This is a genomic window from Salinicola sp. MIT1003, assembly GCF_001858555.1.
GTDB lineage: Bacteria > Pseudomonadota > Gammaproteobacteria > Pseudomonadales > Halomonadaceae > Salinicola > Salinicola salarius.
Genome location: NZ_MCAP01000011.1, coordinates 365,805 through 382,533, shown reverse-complemented (window position 1 = coordinate 382,533; position 16,729 = coordinate 365,805). Strand labels below are relative to the sequence as shown.

17 protein-coding genes are annotated in these 16,729 nt (G+C 41.0%); 7 read left to right on the top strand and 10 right to left on the bottom strand.

The window, feature by feature from the left end:
• Positions 1-65: 65 nt before the first annotated feature.
• The 10 genes from BC443_RS06930 to BC443_RS18785 all read right to left on the bottom strand — a co-directional run bounded on the left by BC443_RS06930 (position 66) and on the right by BC443_RS18785 (position 10,420).
• Positions 66-1,343, bottom strand: a complete 1,278-nt coding sequence (locus tag BC443_RS06930; RefSeq protein ID WP_071231094.1) for a hypothetical protein — start codon at positions 1,341-1,343, stop codon at positions 66-68.
• A gap of 2 nt (positions 1,344-1,345) precedes the next feature.
• Positions 1,346-2,311: a hypothetical protein gene (locus tag BC443_RS06925; protein WP_071231093.1), complete on the bottom strand. Its 966-nt coding sequence runs from the start codon at positions 2,309-2,311 to the stop codon at positions 1,346-1,348.
• Positions 2,312-2,395: 84 nt separating this feature from the next.
• Entirely contained in the window at positions 2,396-3,241 is an 846-nt protein-coding gene (locus BC443_RS06920; protein ID WP_071231092.1) for a hypothetical protein, read from the bottom strand.
• 163 nt (positions 3,242-3,404) lie between these two features.
• Positions 3,405-3,842: a hypothetical protein gene (locus BC443_RS06915; protein WP_071231091.1), complete on the bottom strand. Its 438-nt coding sequence runs from the start codon at positions 3,840-3,842 to the stop codon at positions 3,405-3,407.
• Between the two features lie 230 nt (positions 3,843-4,072).
• Positions 4,073-4,687 (bottom strand): hypothetical protein, encoded by a 615-nt coding sequence (locus BC443_RS06910; protein WP_071231090.1) that lies wholly within the window; start codon positions 4,685-4,687, stop codon positions 4,073-4,075.
• A gap of 852 nt (positions 4,688-5,539) precedes the next feature.
• On the bottom strand, positions 5,540-7,219 hold the full coding sequence (locus BC443_RS18530) for a hypothetical protein (RefSeq protein WP_139284257.1): 1,680 nt from the start codon (positions 7,217-7,219) through the stop codon (positions 5,540-5,542).
• Positions 7,220-7,285: 66 nt separating this feature from the next.
• On the bottom strand, positions 7,286-9,694 hold the full coding sequence (locus BC443_RS18525) for a hypothetical protein (protein WP_139284256.1): 2,409 nt from the start codon (positions 9,692-9,694) through the stop codon (positions 7,286-7,288).
• Between the two features lie 3 nt (positions 9,695-9,697).
• Complete coding sequence (locus tag BC443_RS06900; protein ID WP_071231088.1) at positions 9,698-9,892, bottom strand: hypothetical protein; 195 nt, start codon at positions 9,890-9,892, stop codon at positions 9,698-9,700.
• Between the two features lie 29 nt (positions 9,893-9,921).
• Positions 9,922-10,284, bottom strand: coding sequence for a hypothetical protein (locus tag BC443_RS18520; RefSeq protein ID WP_139284255.1), 363 nt, complete (start codon positions 10,282-10,284; stop codon positions 9,922-9,924).
• Positions 10,268-10,420, bottom strand: a complete 153-nt coding sequence (locus BC443_RS18785; RefSeq protein WP_170835856.1) for a hypothetical protein — start codon at positions 10,418-10,420, stop codon at positions 10,268-10,270. Before BC443_RS18785 ends, BC443_RS18520 begins: the two co-directional genes overlap by 17 nt.
• Before the next feature lie 301 nt (positions 10,421-10,721).
• On the opposite strand from BC443_RS18785, the gene BC443_RS06895 reads away from it, so the two are divergent.
• The 7 genes from BC443_RS06895 (at position 10,722) to BC443_RS06870 (ending at position 16,335) form a co-directional block, all read left to right on the top strand.
• Positions 10,722-11,441 carry a hypothetical protein gene (locus BC443_RS06895; RefSeq protein WP_071231087.1) on the top strand — a complete coding sequence of 240 codons (720 nt, stop codon included), beginning with the start codon at positions 10,722-10,724 and terminating at the stop codon, positions 11,439-11,441.
• 16 nt (positions 11,442-11,457) lie between these two features.
• Positions 11,458-11,961: a plasmid mobilization relaxosome protein MobC gene (gene mobC / locus BC443_RS06890; protein ID WP_071231086.1), complete on the top strand. Its 504-nt coding sequence runs from the start codon at positions 11,458-11,460 to the stop codon at positions 11,959-11,961.
• Positions 11,958-13,394, top strand: a complete 1,437-nt coding sequence (locus BC443_RS06885) for a hypothetical protein (protein WP_071231085.1) — start codon at positions 11,958-11,960, stop codon at positions 13,392-13,394. Before mobC ends, BC443_RS06885 begins: the two co-directional genes overlap by 4 nt.
• A 211-nt stretch (positions 13,395-13,605) precedes the next feature.
• Positions 13,606-13,935: a hypothetical protein gene (locus BC443_RS06880; RefSeq protein ID WP_071231084.1), complete on the top strand. Its 330-nt coding sequence runs from the start codon at positions 13,606-13,608 to the stop codon at positions 13,933-13,935.
• A 68-nt stretch (positions 13,936-14,003) separates the two neighbouring features.
• Positions 14,004-14,333: a hypothetical protein gene (locus BC443_RS06875; RefSeq protein WP_071231083.1), complete on the top strand. Its 330-nt coding sequence runs from the start codon at positions 14,004-14,006 to the stop codon at positions 14,331-14,333.
• 137 nt (positions 14,334-14,470) lie between these two features.
• Positions 14,471-15,481, top strand: a complete 1,011-nt coding sequence (locus BC443_RS18515; RefSeq protein WP_139284254.1) for a leucine-rich repeat domain-containing protein — start codon at positions 14,471-14,473, stop codon at positions 15,479-15,481.
• A 521-nt stretch (positions 15,482-16,002) separates the two neighbouring features.
• On the top strand, positions 16,003-16,335 hold the full coding sequence (locus BC443_RS06870) for a hypothetical protein (protein WP_071231082.1): 333 nt from the start codon (positions 16,003-16,005) through the stop codon (positions 16,333-16,335).
• The last annotated feature ends 394 nt before the right edge of the window (positions 16,336-16,729 follow it).

Below are 16,729 nucleotides of genomic sequence, written 5' to 3'. Positions count from 1 at the left end.
TTGGAGAATAACTTTACAACCACAAATAGATTATAACATACAATTTTAAATAAACAATACTTATTCTACATATTTAATGAATTAAATCCATTCTTTATTACTTGCCATTCCTTTTTCTTTCTTTGTTGAATACCTTCGTTGCCAGTTCGCTTGTAGATTTCATTGCGAATCTCCGACATAGAAGCATTCTCAGTTATAGACCAAGAACCATCATATTCAATTGAATCAATATCAGATTTGAATTCAATAGATTGCAGGCTTTCAAGCACTGCAAGCTCAATGTGTGGACGATTATCCGACAATAGTTTCGAAATTTCAGCTTTGTCGTGTTCGCTCAAGTATCGTTCGTTAGTGCCATTCTTCGCGAAAATTGAGTTCAAGCACTCACTAGCGCCTTCGTGAAAAAACCAACATTCATATAGCTCGTCAATTTTATCGTCCACATACCACTCTACGCGCCATTCTGCGCCAGTAAAATCACAGTCTGAAATAGCAACAGCATTCATTATTTCTTCGGTCACAAAACCTTGTTTCTCAAAGCTGATATCAAGCTCTCGAATCAGTGTCGGCACAAGTTCAATAAACGCTTCGTGTTGCATACCGCCGGTCAGTTTCTTCAGCTCTTTCGCTGACACACAGCGGTCTTGAGTCATGAGCAAGTCAAAGTGAATACGGTTTTCGTTTAAGCCCACGAGGCTATAATCGTGAATCCCGCACGATTTCATGATCAATTCAAAAGCTGTCCACTGTTCTTCGCCTGTCATTGAGTTGACAGGCTTTCCGTCGAAGCAATAGCCGAATTCTGGTGCCAAGGTCAGCCATTTCAAAATCTGGTTGTCCCCTTGGTAGGGATCATGGCGAAGCAACATACTGACAGCGTTATTCATGTCGTCTGTCGCGAAAATATCGAATACAGGGGCTTGATAGACGTACATCAGCGGATCTACGATACCTGCAATCGAAACCACATTTTGATTCTCAATACGTTTAGCGAGCTTGAATAGCTCTAAATCGCTATCACTTCGAGCCACTTCCCGCAGTAGACGGGCTTTGTCCGTAATCGCAATATCGCAACCTTCAAGCTCCAGACCGATATCTTCAGCTTCATTATCATAGCCGACTTCAATGCTTCGTATCGTTCGTGAATGCCCCCGATCAATTTTTTGGCTCAGATTATTTTTGAAAACGCTGATTGCTTTCTGAGTAATCGGATTAGCTTTGCAGTCGAATATCATAGAACTGACACGGCTATTGAAGGGAGCGTTGTCAGTATACATGAACCACATAGATAACTGGCGTGCATGGGCTTGTGGCATTTGCGATACAGGCATTTTCTTATACATAGTCAAACCCTCCTATCGCCGAATGACAACCCACCCGAAAGCATAGACTTCACTCGATCAAACCCTTTCATTTCGTGCCCAGTCACAGAAAACAGCTTGTCTCGAATCTGCCCGGCGCTGAATCCTTGATCGATTCGCCATGAGCCGTCAACTTTCGATAGTCCAAGCACAGGCTCAGAATCGCTCGTGAGGTCAGCTAAAGCGCTACGGATATCGTCAGCAGGCTTACCGCCTCTCGGAGCTAGAACAAGGGCTATGGCGTCGATATCAGCCTTGTCGAGTGAGTCACGACCGGCAAGCTCGAAGGTCTCGTATCTCAGATTTGAGAAATCCGTGAAATTCTCTTCGACATAGCCAGACAATCGGTCCTCAAGCTGTTGAAACACAAGCTCGGTGAATCGGCCACCACCCAGAATCCCGCGCAGGTCGGACCTTTCTTCGTCTATGAATCCAACCACTGCATACGACGCACGAATGGGGCGCTCAGACGCTATGAACTGTAGAGCGTGCAGATCCGCACCCCAAGCAAACGTAACAATCCCTTTGTGACCGTCCCCGTATGGCTCGATAGACACCTTCTGAATCGCGATCTCGTCAGCAAGAGCGGTAGCTTCCTCAAGCTCAAGACGCTCGATTTCAGCCTTCTCAGCTTCAAGTGACCGCTCAGATTGCTCGCAAACGAATCTATCCACATTCACAGCAATACCGCTGAAAATCCGTTCCACGTCGTCGGGGTAACGGCCAGCAATCAAGGCTTCGAGACCGTCTGTTTTGGCAAAGGGTGCGGACTTGTCGACAAGCGTGAAATTGCCATGATCGTAGGCCAGCATTTCAGTCTCATAGACTTTCCCTTGAAATTCGAGTCCAACAGCGATTTTGAAAGACTCGCCGTCTGGAATGTAGGAAGGTAGTCTAAGGGATTCGACTCGTATCGAGTCAGTCAATTCCATAAATTGTGTATCAGTCATTTTTGTTATTCTCCTAGTTTTTGGCTATCGCTAGCTCCTGTATTGAGTGAAAGAAAACCCGCCTGTTTGGCGGGCTTGGGTGTTTCAGTTGAAGCCAAAGCTTGAAGATTTCTTTTGTTTCGGTTTTGCCTTTTCTTTTTCCGGCTCTATGCAAATCCTCTTGTGCGTAAGACCATATTTGTCGGTAAACTCAACACGGAATTCTTCTTGTGCCTTTTCAAGTTCTTCTTCGATAATGGGTTTCACAACTTCCTGAATGTAATTCTCTACTTCTTGATTCAAGTCTTCGTCGTCCAGTGTTGAGTAACGGAAATCTCTTGAAAGATTCTCTTTGATAGCTGACGCAAGATTCCAGTTTTCTTCGTCAAGTAAGCCTATACCGTCACCGCTGATACTCAATTCAAGTGATTGCTCAACACCGCGATTTATAACGTCCAAGTCGAGCCATAAGCTCGGGTGATTGCTACCCAAGTCAAGTGTTGGAGTGAATACAGGCTTTTTAGTATCACCGTTATCAACTAAAGTAATTTCAGGCCATACACTGACTTCGAAAAAATTTGCATGCTCTCTATAAGCTTCTGCCAATTTTTCTCCGATAGCTTCCTTCATATCGACGACTTGTTGGTCACTTTCAGAAGTAACTTTCTGGAGACCATTTTCTCTTTGATACCAGTTTGTATAGGCTATAAAAAATTGGTTTCCAGTTTCCCTATCAAACCCCTTGGCTTGACTCATATCCAACTCGGCGTCTTGGAAACTAAACTTATGCGGTAGTTCAATATCCGCAATCATTGACTCAAAAAGAGCAAAACCTGACTGTGGTGAGCAGTGGACCGAAAAATCTACGAAATCGTCGTCGCAATGGGCCTCGAAAACATCGAATCTCGTAGAATTTATAAATCTTGTCATTTTCTCAATATTATCATTCATAGCGTTCTCCTTTTTTGTAGTTGCTATTTTATTAAGACTACTATTATAACATAAAAGTTCAATTATCTGTTGATTTAATTCAATAATTTATTGACTTTTTTTGGTTTTCGATTTGCTCTCAATTTCTGAAAACTCATTGAAAACAAAAACAGCCCCCGAGCCTTCACGGCTGGGGGGCATTTCTCAACTTATATATCAAAGGGCTTGAATTACGAATTCCTTCTTCGTCCAGATAGTGATAGCGATAAAAGTCTTCAATATCAATCTCTTGATACTCGGTAGAAATCAAAGGTAGAAACCGTTTAGCTATCAAGTTAATCATGAAATCTATAAATGAATCGCTTAAAATAAATTCTACAATATCCGAATCTTCAATCTCATCATTATCAGTGAAAACTGAATGTTCTTGTCTAAAGCCATTTTCTCCTTGTATATAGTAAATATTGATACCATATATAATATCGTCAAAGTCTATAGCTGTGAAAATGTGAAGCTCAAATTCCCTTATCTGATTATCACGGTAGTTAACATTAAAATATTCAATTTCGAGCGAGTCCCACAAATGTTCATTGAAAAAACTTTCTGTAATTTCTATTGCCATTGTCATTCTCCTTTTGTGTTGTTTCCCAGCGAATTACCACAATTGCCGACAACCTAGCTGGGTCAGTTGTCAGCAAATTCTTTCAAAAGAACAGCGCATGACCGCCCCCCTGACCGCTAAGCCGGTTCCCGCAATGAAACAGTAAACCCAAGCCCAACGTGCTTTTCTTTCGTACTGCTTACTGCTAGGTCTGCCAGCACACGGCTGGCAAGACTTGGTTCAGGCTACCGCTACGCGATTGCCTTCAATTCTAGTGAAGCAACAGCACTGACCTTCTCGAAAAATGCGTCGTCGATATCTTCGCCATTTTTACCGAGGTGGTCAGCGTTCAGACGCTCTTTCAGCGCAAAAACGAAGTCGCTATGCCGGATAACGTTGCCAGATTTTGCGATACGCGCTTCACCACGAAGGTCTTCGTAGGCTAGAAGCACATAGCCCGCGTCGTCAGGCTTGGAGACGAACAGTGCGTCCTGAAGCTTCTGGAGCTTGGTAGCGTGCTTCGTGCAGGTAGATAGCGGATAGCTCTTGTCTACACACAGAGACCGGCGATTCTCGCGAACGAAGTCGACACAGAGGTCGGTCAGCTCTTTCTGAAGGAATTGGTGTGGCAAGGCACCGGCTCTCGACTCAACCGTCACGACAGGTCTGTCAAAGCCAGATTCCCAGTGAAAATGCAGAAGGAAGTCAGAAAGGACTTTCTTTGTCTTGAGTTCAACGACAAGCGTAGCTTCGAATTGCTCGACAGCGCGGTATTTGTCGCTGGCTAACTCAATTTTTCGAACGTAAAGAGAAGTGTTGTTGTTGCTCTGATTATAGTCGTTCACACCGATTGCTGTTGTAGTCATTATTCACCTTCGTTTTTTCTCATAGCCTCTCCTGAATTGGAAAATTAGCTAAAGAACAGGAAATCCCGTATCCCTGTTGACAGACGCATTAGATCATGATCCACAATGCGTGTCAACCCTAAACCCTGACCTATCTGAGAATGTCAACACCAGAAAACGCAGATTTTTAAAAAAATTATAATTTTCGCTGCCACTGACCCAAAGAATGTGAGTAAAAACAGTCACATATGGATTATGGATTTTGAAAAAATTATATTCGATAACAATAATTTATCTGGAAAGCCAATACCCATCATGAATGATAATGCAAAAAATATTCGCACTAGCCCACAAACCGTTGATTCTGTGATCAATAACCCCGTTGATCACAAAATGACCACCGACACAGCCTATCGGCTCAGTCGTAGGGCAACAGCCATTCCATAGGTGCCACAGCCTCAGAACCCGGCTAAGCCACCTATAAACCATTACGACACAGCCACGAACCCGGCTCAGTCGTAGGGCAAACCCCTTTCGACAGGTGCCACAGCCATGAACCCGGCTAAGCCACCTATAAACCATTACGACACAGCCACAAACCCGGCTCAGTCGTAGGGCTAACCCCTTTCGACAGGTAGCACAGCCATGAAACCGGCTAAGCCACCTATCGAACCCAAGGCAAATTCATTTATATCTATTCTTGTTTTAAAACACATTAAGGTGCTACAAAGTGTTTTAAAACACCTTAAGAATCCTTAAAACACTTTAAAGTGCCACAAAACACTTTATGACACTTTAAAACACATTGTTGTGTATAGAAGCGTTTTTGAGATCAAAAAACCCGCTCAAAAGCGGGCTTCATTAAGCTATGGATTACTGATACTGGAACGGGACCACCAAGCTCATTTCAGCGGGACCACTGCCGGAATCGTAGCTAATCTCTACTCGTTTTGAAGAGGGACCGCGCTTGCCGACCCAGAAGCCAGACTGTCGAATTCCTTCAACACCGGTCCCGGTAGTCATTTGGCCTGATACTGTATAAATGTATAAGTAACGGTCTTCTGAAATTTCAGTCGCTAAAGACTGGACCATAATATAACTTGGTATTATAAAGTCATGATTAACGTTTATAGCAGATTCACAAGTAGCGTCGAGGCCAAGATTTCCACCAACTGAAATCGTTTCTATATTAAGCACAGCGCAATGAAATGGAAAAAAATCTTCTGTGGGTATAAAACTAAAGTAGTCAGATAGTTTTCCATTATCATTAGTTTTACATGTGTAATGAATGCCGGAATCTGTAATACTTTCGAACTGAATAACTTTTTTACACTGATCGCCAAATTCATTGTTAGTCACGTAGTCATCGAGCATAAACCGCTTCGTCACTGATTCCGTACCTGATTCATAGCTCGAATCATAAACCCCGCCATAGCCGTGATTGTTAGCGACGACTTGGCTATCAATCCTTGAAGCTTTTAGACCTTCAATCAAAAAAGGATTTGTGAATGTTCTTATTTCGCTAGTATCAAAGCAATCGACTTCGACTTGTAGTGGCTTCTGACCATAATTAGCACTCACCACATGGCATTTGTTACCCCACAATTCAGGAGACGATCCTAGTGGGTCTGGCGAACGACTAGAAATGGCCGACCCAGAAGTCAAGAACTGAAAATATGTCTTTGCTGTAAGGTTGTCTCTAATAGTGCTTGAAAGCGATTCTAGGCAGATACCGTGTTGATCGTCAGGCAAAATCACCCAACCGTCGGTTACTTCTTCTATTCCGACACTAGCAAGACCATTGCTACAAAATAGCCTAGCACCTGCATTCTGGAATGCGGGCTTGCTATGTGTATAGTGAATCCAAGCGTCACCAGCTTCACGATTGCCTGAGACGCTAGGCTGATAGCTATTCCAGTTCAAATCACCGAAAAACAGCGTCCAGTCAACCAGTTGATTTGGTGCTTCGACAAAGATCCCAATCCGACTATGTGATTCGTCTAAAAAACCTTCAAAACTGGATAAGTCGACATCTTGACCATTTCGTCCTTCAAGCTTGCCGTTGACAATTTCACCAACGATAGCACCAGTAGGTTCACCAGACACTGTGAGATCGATAGCTTTGCTATCAATTACAGAGCGAACAAAACGGCTGTAGTCGTCCTGCCAGCCGTATTTTGCGAGCAATCCTTGATTTGGTTTGCCTTCTGTTGTTATCAGTAAATCCACGCGCTTCGGCTGGTCCTGAGCAACCACGTAGTAAGCGACAACTTCTTGATCTAAGATATGAGGAAATCCGGGCAAAGAGACATTCCTAGCTACCAGATCTTCAACTGTGATTCGACCTTCAGGCATCCAGCCGATACCCGAAACAGCTTGTATATTGGCTTCAAGAAAGGTTGAAGCTGTTTGAGCAGCACTGCTAATAGTTATTTCACGCTCAGCATCCGTTAATTTTCTAATATTATCGGAAAACGTTATAATAGTTAGCGACAATGTTATAACAGCAATTCCCATGGTTAATAATAATGCGTATCCTCTTTGATTTTTCATAATGTGTTCCCTTTTTTGGTTTCATTGTAATTATTTGAAAGGGGGCTTTCTGCCCCTTTTTGCTGATTATTTAGTCTTACCTTGGCCTCCGCGATTGTTTCCTAATCTTTTTTGAGCAATCATTTCCCCAACTTTTGCTCCCAGATTGACTTTAGAGTTTGCACCTGCGTCCATTAACGACTGACCCACTCTATCAGTAGATATGTTGTCGATATGACCACCCATGTTGTAGTCTTTGCCTGACACGAAATCTAGGAACAAGTCTTTAAACACTATGCCTGATTTGAAACAAGTGTGTAGAAGAATGGTTAACCCAGCAAAATGCAGAGTTGCCATGCCAATAAGATTGTAGGGATTGAGCATCCAAGACCCTTGACCAAAAATCATGAAGAACACAGTATTAAAGAACACATACCCGATACCAGTTATAAACATTGATAAAACAAAACCTGCAATCAAAGCTGGCGCTTGAAAGACCAATGTATAAGTCCAGCCAAGTGTTCTGCCAAGATTTTGACCGCTCATTCCTTTACCTTCTGGTCTAAAAGCTACCGCTGGAACCATTGGGCTGATAATAATGCCCGAAGATTGCAACAATAATACCGATAAATAACCCATGCCGAAAATAAGAACAGGAGCCATAGGTATTAGATATGCATAGCCGATACCGTACATAGCAAATATGCCGTTTATGACCTTGAAGAAACTTATCCAGTACATTGCTACACCCGCTAAAGCACCGGAACCACCCCAAGAAGTTACCGAGGTTGAAGCAAATTCGGCAGCGCCCTGAGCAGTAGCCAAGGCAAAATTCATTATCGTGTTGCCGATAATAATGCTTTGACCCAGATTTGAGACGTACATAACCCAATTTCCGATTTGCATACCGGAAGCGCTGACTTCTTGATTCGCCATACTTGTGCCGAAACCATCTCTTGTACCAACCCAGCCAACATTATTTACACCGTCGTCACCATCACCCATAAAAGCAGTAAAAAGACTTTCTTGGATACCAAGATTCAACGGTCTATTAAACTGTCCGTATGTTTGCAGATAAGGCGAAGACATGACATTAGTCAACGAATTCTTGAAACTTCTCTTGTCGCAACCATTATCGTCACAAGCAGTTGTTACGCTCGCATATTTATTAGAAGTAACACCTGCTCTATTCTTAACAGCTTCTAGAACTAGATTGACATTCGTGAAGTGTTGTAGATACTTGCAATCAGCTTCCTCGTCAGTCCAAAAATTATACCAAGGAATATTCGAAGTAATAGAGCAAGCCTCACTATTTTCCATAGTGTACGTAACGCTATCACCGCTAATAACTATATTGTTGCTTGCTTCTGAAAGCGTCTTTGACATAATTGAATAGTAAGCTCCTAGAAGCCCCCAACCATAGCGCTTCACGGCTTCCATGGTGGTTGTCAGGCGAATTTCACCATTAACTATGTCTACCTTTAAACCTTTACCTTCAACTTCGTCAGCTAGCGCTTTAGCGATAATAGCCTTCAATTCAGATTCATATTCTTCTGCAAACTGAATATATTTTGCACTAGCGTTGAGAAGTTTTTGCGTGTTCGCACCTGAGCCTGACACCAGCCCAGCCTCTAATTCTGAGTAATGTAGAGAGCTTTGACCACCGTTGAAAGAAGTTAAAGGGTCGACAATCTCTTTATACATTTTGGTCACATACTTGACATTCAATGCATTTAGAGGTGCGTCAATATTATTCAATAACTCGCCATTCTCGTCAGTGCTTAATTCTCTGCCGATTTTACCGCAACGACCGACAGGACCAAGACCGATCATTGAGCTAGCTCCAGTGTTGCTCAACACTTGGTAGCCACCTGAAGAAGGTAGATACTGGAACGGTTGACGCTCGAATTGACCTCTTGCCCATATGGGATCTTCGTCGCCAAGCTCTTTCATGCTGTATGTCATTGCACGCATACACATAGACTGACGAAGCATGGTGTTCATGACTACATAGCCATTGCCGGAGCTACCAAGGTCAACGCTTCGGCCCATGATTGATTCCATAGCCCAGTAGGTGAATTGGTCAGCTATGTTGCTACCAACACCAGTTGCATAGACTGCAATCACACTTATATAGGGAATATAAACTCCATGTGGCAAGTCTTTGGGCAGACCTTGCATACTGAATGAAGCTGGTGCCAGTAATGCAGCGCCGATTATCGTTCTGAAAGGCCACCAAACGGGATCAATGATTGAACCGCCAAATTTTCCTTCATTTGCCGTAGCTACAGTTCCTGAAAGTATTCCCCAAAACACGCCGATAGCAAAAGCTACTGTGCTCAATTGCGCAAACGCCCCTAGAAAGAGGGTTATGACTGTGTATGAGCCGTCACCGTTGCCCCATGGTGCGTTAATCCAACCACCAAAAATCAATTCCATTGATTCCCAGTAAAAACCGCCGGGCTGTCCTGTTATGTTATCCATAAAAGCTTCCATAGATCACCTCCAAAACTTCATTGAAACAAGGAAAGTTTCGGGTGACTGTGTAGCTATTACTCCGAGATAAATCGCGGATAAGCCCAGAATGCCCCATACTAATCTGTTGCTTGTGAGAATAAGTAGAGCTTTCTCCATATGCTTCAATGCTTTGTTAGCAAGCTCTAAATACCTTTCTTCTTTTTGTTTGTCGTCCATGACAATTCTCCTTTGTTGTTATGTTGTTATCAACGAATTGATAATTTCCTCTGTTGCTCTATTTTCTTTCCTAACCTTTCTATATAGCTATCTTTTTCGCTCTTCGATATCACTGAATAGTTTCGAAGGTCTTTAGAAAGATACGTTAAAAGATAGTCGCAATTTAAACGTTGATATTGTTGCGCCTCTGAATATAGACAGACTTTAACTAAATAGTTCTCAAGACTGCCCGTAACAGCATAAACTTTTTCGGTGTCGTCGGATTGATTCTTTACAATGTTATATCCTTTTCCATATCCAATCGCTATTCCAATTCCGACCGATATTAAAATCAGGAACGGCCATAAAAAAAGCTTACCGCCTATGTTCTTTTTTTCATTTTTGTCTTCCATAACCATTCTCCTTTTTGTTGTAGTGGTTGGCTATTATCAAGCTTGCTTCAATGCGTATAACCTCTAACTCTTTAAGTCGCTCACGATTCACTAAGAATTGACTGTAAGCATTTAAAACCTTTGCTCTATCATTCATTGTTATTGCCTCCAATTTGTTGTTGTTATCAATAAGTATTTATCCGCTTACATATACAGCTTAAATATGTATCAGAAAAATCTTTATTAAATAATTATAACATACTTTTAAAAAATGTGTTATAATTTATTTCGGGTTTAAAAGAAAAGCGAGGATACACCATTCCCCTAAAAACTGGGGAATGGAGTTCTCGAAAGGGTTCCACCCTTTACCCGGTTAAGCAACTACGTTGCTTTTCTTGATAACAAATAACAATGACGAAATGCCAAGGATGGCAGTTCAAAAAAAGGAGAAATGAGTCATGGAAAAATCAAAATTGGAGGCAAGAAAATCGTTCTTCGAGTATGTCGGTAATCCAAGATACGATAAAAAGTTAGTTAAGAGGAAAGGGGTTACAGGTTTCTTTTTGAGGCAACCTGTCAGTTATTTAAATTACTTTAGCTTCAAGCCCCAAATGCTTAACACAATGGATGAATATAGACAGGTAATTGAGAAAGCTCAGAACATGGGAACAATACCTTTCACTGAAGATGAATTCAATTATTCGAGAGATGAAAACAGAGATATCGACGCTATCAAATTAGGCTACCATCCTAAATATTGGGAAAGCGAATGCAGACGAAGATGTAGAGGTATGAGAGTCGGAATGGTAGGCATGATTCTGTTTATGATATTCGCTTTTTATCACGTTTTATCAAATCTACTTCATAACTGGCACTGGTTCTTTATCAATCTACAAACTTTACTAGCTGTAGGTGGAGTTATTGTAGTTGCTTACACTTGGTGGAATTGGATGGAGCTATATCATAGGCATTCAAGAAACATTAAATTTTGGCACTATCTTAAGATTCTGAGATATCACCCTGACCAAATTTTACCGATTAGCAACTATGACGAAACCTTAGAATCCATTTATGGTCAGACAGAAATGAAGTTTCTGATTTACGGTGGTGTTGACAGGAAGACTAGGGATAGAGCACTGGCACAACACTTAAAGAAATTAGAAAGACAAAAACAATAATAAGGGAGGTGAATATATGAAAAGCGATTATCTAAATACTGAGAGTTTGAAAGTTCATTTGACTCCCAAAGAAAAGAAAATGTTTAAGAAGCTTAGTGAAGGTTCTGGATATACAATGTCATATCTCGTTCGCACTTTGCTTTACAGCTTTCATGCTGTGAGAGAGTTCAATATCACTGAGCACCAGTTCTTAGAGAAAATGGAAAGCATTCGAGCCAGCAAAGGTTTGGAGGTTTTCAAAAGACGCAAGGCTCATAGAGTAGAAGAAGTCATTCAGGTCGACCCCGAGCTATTGAATCACACGAACTATCTCAGTGCTCAATTTCAGAGAATCGGAAACAACATTAACCAGATAGCCGTTCACCTCAATAGCAACAATGTTGAAGGCAACATGGTTGAGTTAGCCGATATCCGCGAGAAGCTTTTAGACGCTCTTTTCGATTTGAGCAATAACGGTGAGAAGATTCAGGCTCTCGTTGATAAACACATAATCTATAACAACAAGGAGACAGAGCTATGATGATTAAGCCGACTGCTCACAAATCCAACCCTTCACAGCCAATGAAGGCTGTGAAGAACGGTATTGCTTACGTCACTGGGGGACAGGATTGGGAGAAAAACGATAGAAAGGCCAAGCCTATCGAGCTAATCGGTCAGGCTGACGACTTTCTAATGAAAATCTCGAATGGCCCACACAGAGGGAAATACACGCACTTCGTGGTGGCTTTCCCTGAAAAGGAGCTATCACAGAAATTCGTCAAGGATCGTGTCGAAGAGTTCATAGACGCTCTCATGCCCGGTCTGGACACGGCTAGGGTGCCTGTCTATGCGAATCTGCACAGGGACAAGGATTCGAATCAGCATGTCCACCTGTTCGTCGGAGGCGTGGATCTGGCTACGGGTAAACGATTCAATGCCTACTATCACAAGCACGACTTCCACCGTGTAGACAGCTTCCAGAACTACACCAACGCCAAATTCGGTATGGAAGACCCCAAAGACCCGGCTAAGCGTCGTTTGATTGAGGCCACGAACAAGAAATGGCCTGGGGTCAAAGAAATTGCTCAGCAACTCAATGATCACATGGAAGACCAGATAGAAAATGGTGTGATTCGAAGCCGTGCTGACATTATCAAAGAAATCGAGCGTCTGGGCTTAGAGGTCAATCATGACGCTAAGCAAAGGAAGTCGCGTATCTCTATCAAGAATCCGAACAACACGGCTGAGAACGCCCGTCCGATAGCTCTACGCGGTGAAGTGTTCAAGGCTGACTTCGATTTCAATGTCGAATCGTTGCGAGAAAAGAAGCAACAGGAATCGAACGAGTTCAAAGCGCAGGCACCGGAACGAATGGCAGAGGCTCAGAAGAAGTATGAAGAGCTTTATCAAACTCGTCTTGAGTTCAATCAGAGTCGTTACAAAATCAGGTTGTCGAAGTATGCCAATCGTGCAAAAGCAACTACAGGGCTTTCTACTGGTAGTATTTTGAATGCTTCAAAGAAAGACGATGGTAAAGCCGACGCCGATTTTATAGACAACACACTGAAAAATTTCAGGGTCAGTTCAATGTATGCGAATCCTGACACGCGTTGGAGAGTTCCGTTAGAAGCAAGACAACAGATTGAAAAAAACAAAAACAAGGAGAACACAAATGAAGAACGAACAACAGATAATAGAGATATTCAAGCAGTTATTGAATCAGTTAATGATTTCGCAAGACAGGTCGACAACCAAAATCAACGAATTGATAGAAGTATTGAGCAACAACGTGGAGACGCTAGATCTTATATTCGAAAGACTAGACAGAGACTCGAACAGAATGGATCAAGTGGAAAAGGATATACAGGCATTAGCAAACAGCTTCGAGAAGTGGAGCAGTGTTATGACGAATACATAAAAATGATGGCAAATAAAGCAAGCCGTAAGAGAAAAGAACAAGGTCTTGGTTATTGATAGTAAAAATATAGTTATTGCGCTCTGTTAGTAATGTAGTAATATTGCGGTATAATCGGATTTGGCATTGTAAAATTGAAATAAATGTATAAAAAAGTATGATGTTTTATATTTAATGTGCTATAATATTTGTAGGTTGAAATTGATTTAAACTTTTAGGGGTTAGGTTGTAATAGAAAAATACTGCAGGATGAAGAGGGGAAATCAGGTTATGATAAAAACAATATATGACATTGAAGGTTATGCCAAGGAGTTAGAGCGCCTTGAGCTTGGTTTAAAAATTGCGGTTGCTGGCAGTAGTTCTTATAAAGTTTATGTTGTGGATTCAAGCAATCGAAAGCTAACCAAGGGGTTCAGGTTTAGCAATATTGATAAAGGTATAGCCAAAGTCGTTTCAAACGAAGCAGATTTTGGATCAAGGAAGTTGATAGCCATTGCTCGTGCGTTCAACGAACTTGTCGCAACAAACTACATTTATAAACTTGCTCACGAAACCAATTCGGAGCTTGTGAAATTAAAGGAGAAAGAATATGTCTACTAAAAGAGCTGTTATGGTATCTATCGGTTTTCTAGCTACGCCGGTAATCACAATAATTTGTGGATTGCTGTTTGGATAAGCTAAAGCTTGAGCTTCTGGTCAATAAACAAAGGCTGTTTATCAAAGAGACCGTGGCGCAGTTGAGTGACTACAGAATCGGCTTCATTGTTGAAGACGATCAAGCAGTGTTTGTTTTTAGAAACAACAAGCCAGTTCATATCGGCGGTGTAATCTTGGATAAGCGACAACCGGATAAAATTGACTATCACGCTACAGTGAAATCGATTCTGGGCACTTTCAGCATGGCTAGCGGTCGTGTTATTGAAGTTCAAGGTATCCAATACAGTCGATGGGGCGAGAAAGGAGGTGCAGGAACGAAACTAGGAAGGATTGAGTTATGAAACAAAAACAATTATATACGGTCTATTTTTTTGGGGTTCTTGGTTTGCTGTTAATGACAGACGGCTTAGTGAGGCTCATTTAAGGTTGAATTTCATATAGGGCAGGAAGCCCACACTAACAAAAAAGGAGAGTAATTATGAAAAAAGCAATTTTAACAACAATAGCATTAGCAGTCGCGACAGCGAGTTTGTCAGCCAATGCAGGTTTTATGTTCAGGTATCCAATTTCTGGTGTTAAAGCTCAGGGTGACTCAGTAGTAACACCTCCTGTGGAAGATGAGCCGGTAAATGCTTGGGTAACATTTGCACTAGAACACGGCTTAGATAATCCAGAAGACCAAGATTTCGATTACATAGACTGGAGTAGAAATTCCCTGACCGAGCTTCCAACTTCTTTATACCCAAAAAATAATCCTGACATGATGTATTTTGGCTTTAACTCAATTTCGGATATAAGTGGTTTATCTTCACTTTCTGAAGTCAACACAATTGATTTCATGAATAACAACGTGTCCTCAATAGAACCGCTCTCGAATCTTATTAAAGCCAGCCAGATTAATTTTACGAATAACAATATTTCAGACGTTTCGGCTTTGTCAAACTTAGATAGCTTAAATTATTTTAGCTTCGGATCTAACAAAATCACCTCTTTAAAGGCTTTGTCTAAACTTACTTATGTAAGCCACTTTTACATTAATAACAATAAATTAACAAGCTTAGATGGATTAGAAAACTTAACATCCTCTCTTGACTTTGATGCTAGCAATAATGCAATACAGTCAATTAGTGGCATTTCCAATTTAAATTTGCCGGGGATGTCTTTGAATCTCTCAAATAATCAGATTGCATCTATAAAAGCTTTATCTAATCTTACATCTGTAGATTCTCTTAATTTAAGCGGAAATAAATTAATTTCACTTGATGGCCTTGATAATTTAATTGGAGTTAATACTTTAAACCTGAACGATAATCCGAATTTAATCGATATCTCTTCTCTTAATAATGTAAACTTTGCGCGAGCAATCAATATTGATTCCGACATTGCTGACAGAGCAGGTTTCGTTTCTATTGACGCTGATTCCTTCATATGTTCTTCAAGTATGGTTATAGTAATGGGTGCTAGCAAAGAAGATATATGTTCAAATTGATTTTTGAAATTATTTTCTAAGAGCCCTTTTCAGTGGCTCTTTTTGCTGACAACCCATGTTATTGAAGAACAAACCTTCCTGCTTTTCCTTCTTGAACAATATAATTCCAAAATAGTCCTTCAATCAATATCCATTCTTGCTTTCAAATATCAAGCAAATCTTCATACCCCAAAACCTTGTCAAGTAAATGATGAGGTGGAAATGAAAAATAAATTAACTTATAGAACTTGTAGTTTTGCTTAATACTCAGCATTTAGCCCCTTTTTGAATGATTAAAACTCATTAAATAATCAACATTTAACTGAATTATATGATATAATAATAGTCATAATAACAAAGGAGATTATTTATGAAAACAATTTTACTAGCAATCACACCATTTGCAACTTTCGCCGGTCTTATCACTATTGATTTTAGTCCTGTTGCAACTATCACTTTAGGGTTATCGTTCATTGCAACTTCAGCAATAAACGTTCCTAGGTTCGCAAAAATAATAACAGACACACTATAAGGAGAATGAAATGGGAACAAGAATAAAAAACATGAAGGCAGGGTTTTCAATCGCTAAATCTAACGCCAAACAAAAGTTCAAAAAAAATATCAATGTCAGATTGTGGCACTGGTCTTCAAAGCTTCGTGGAATCCTGATTGTTTACGCTCTGCTTTTCCTAGTTGCACATGTAGCGTCCGTATTCGTTGGCGACATGAAGTGGATGCAAATCACATTCAATGCATTGCTTATTAATTCCTTGGTTTTGATTGTCGTGTTTTTCGGAACTTGGCTTTTTAACTTCGGGAACGCAGTTGGTCACGGGGTCGCATTCGTTGGCAAAAAAATAAAAGGAGATAAATAATGGACTCATTAAGATTGTTTTTTAATTACGCGCTTTACTTGCTACTACCATTTATAGCATTTGGATTCTTCCTTTTGGTCGACTATCCACCTTCAGCAAGTTTCTTTGTTGGTCTGTGCTGTTTGCTGTCAGTAGCACCGTTAGCTTGTCGATTCTTGTCGATAGAGATTGAGTGAGGTGTGACTATGAGCAAATACAACATACATACAATAATGATAGCGCTGAAATATTTAGAATTGAGCTTTCAATTCACTGTCGCTTCGAGCACTGAATACAGACTCTACATAGTCGACACGAACAACAAGAGGCTCAATAAAGGTAGGAAGGTTTCTCAGAAGCTGGAAAAGTTGAAGGCTGGTATCTTCACCCAGAAAACTATCAATGTCGTTCAGGA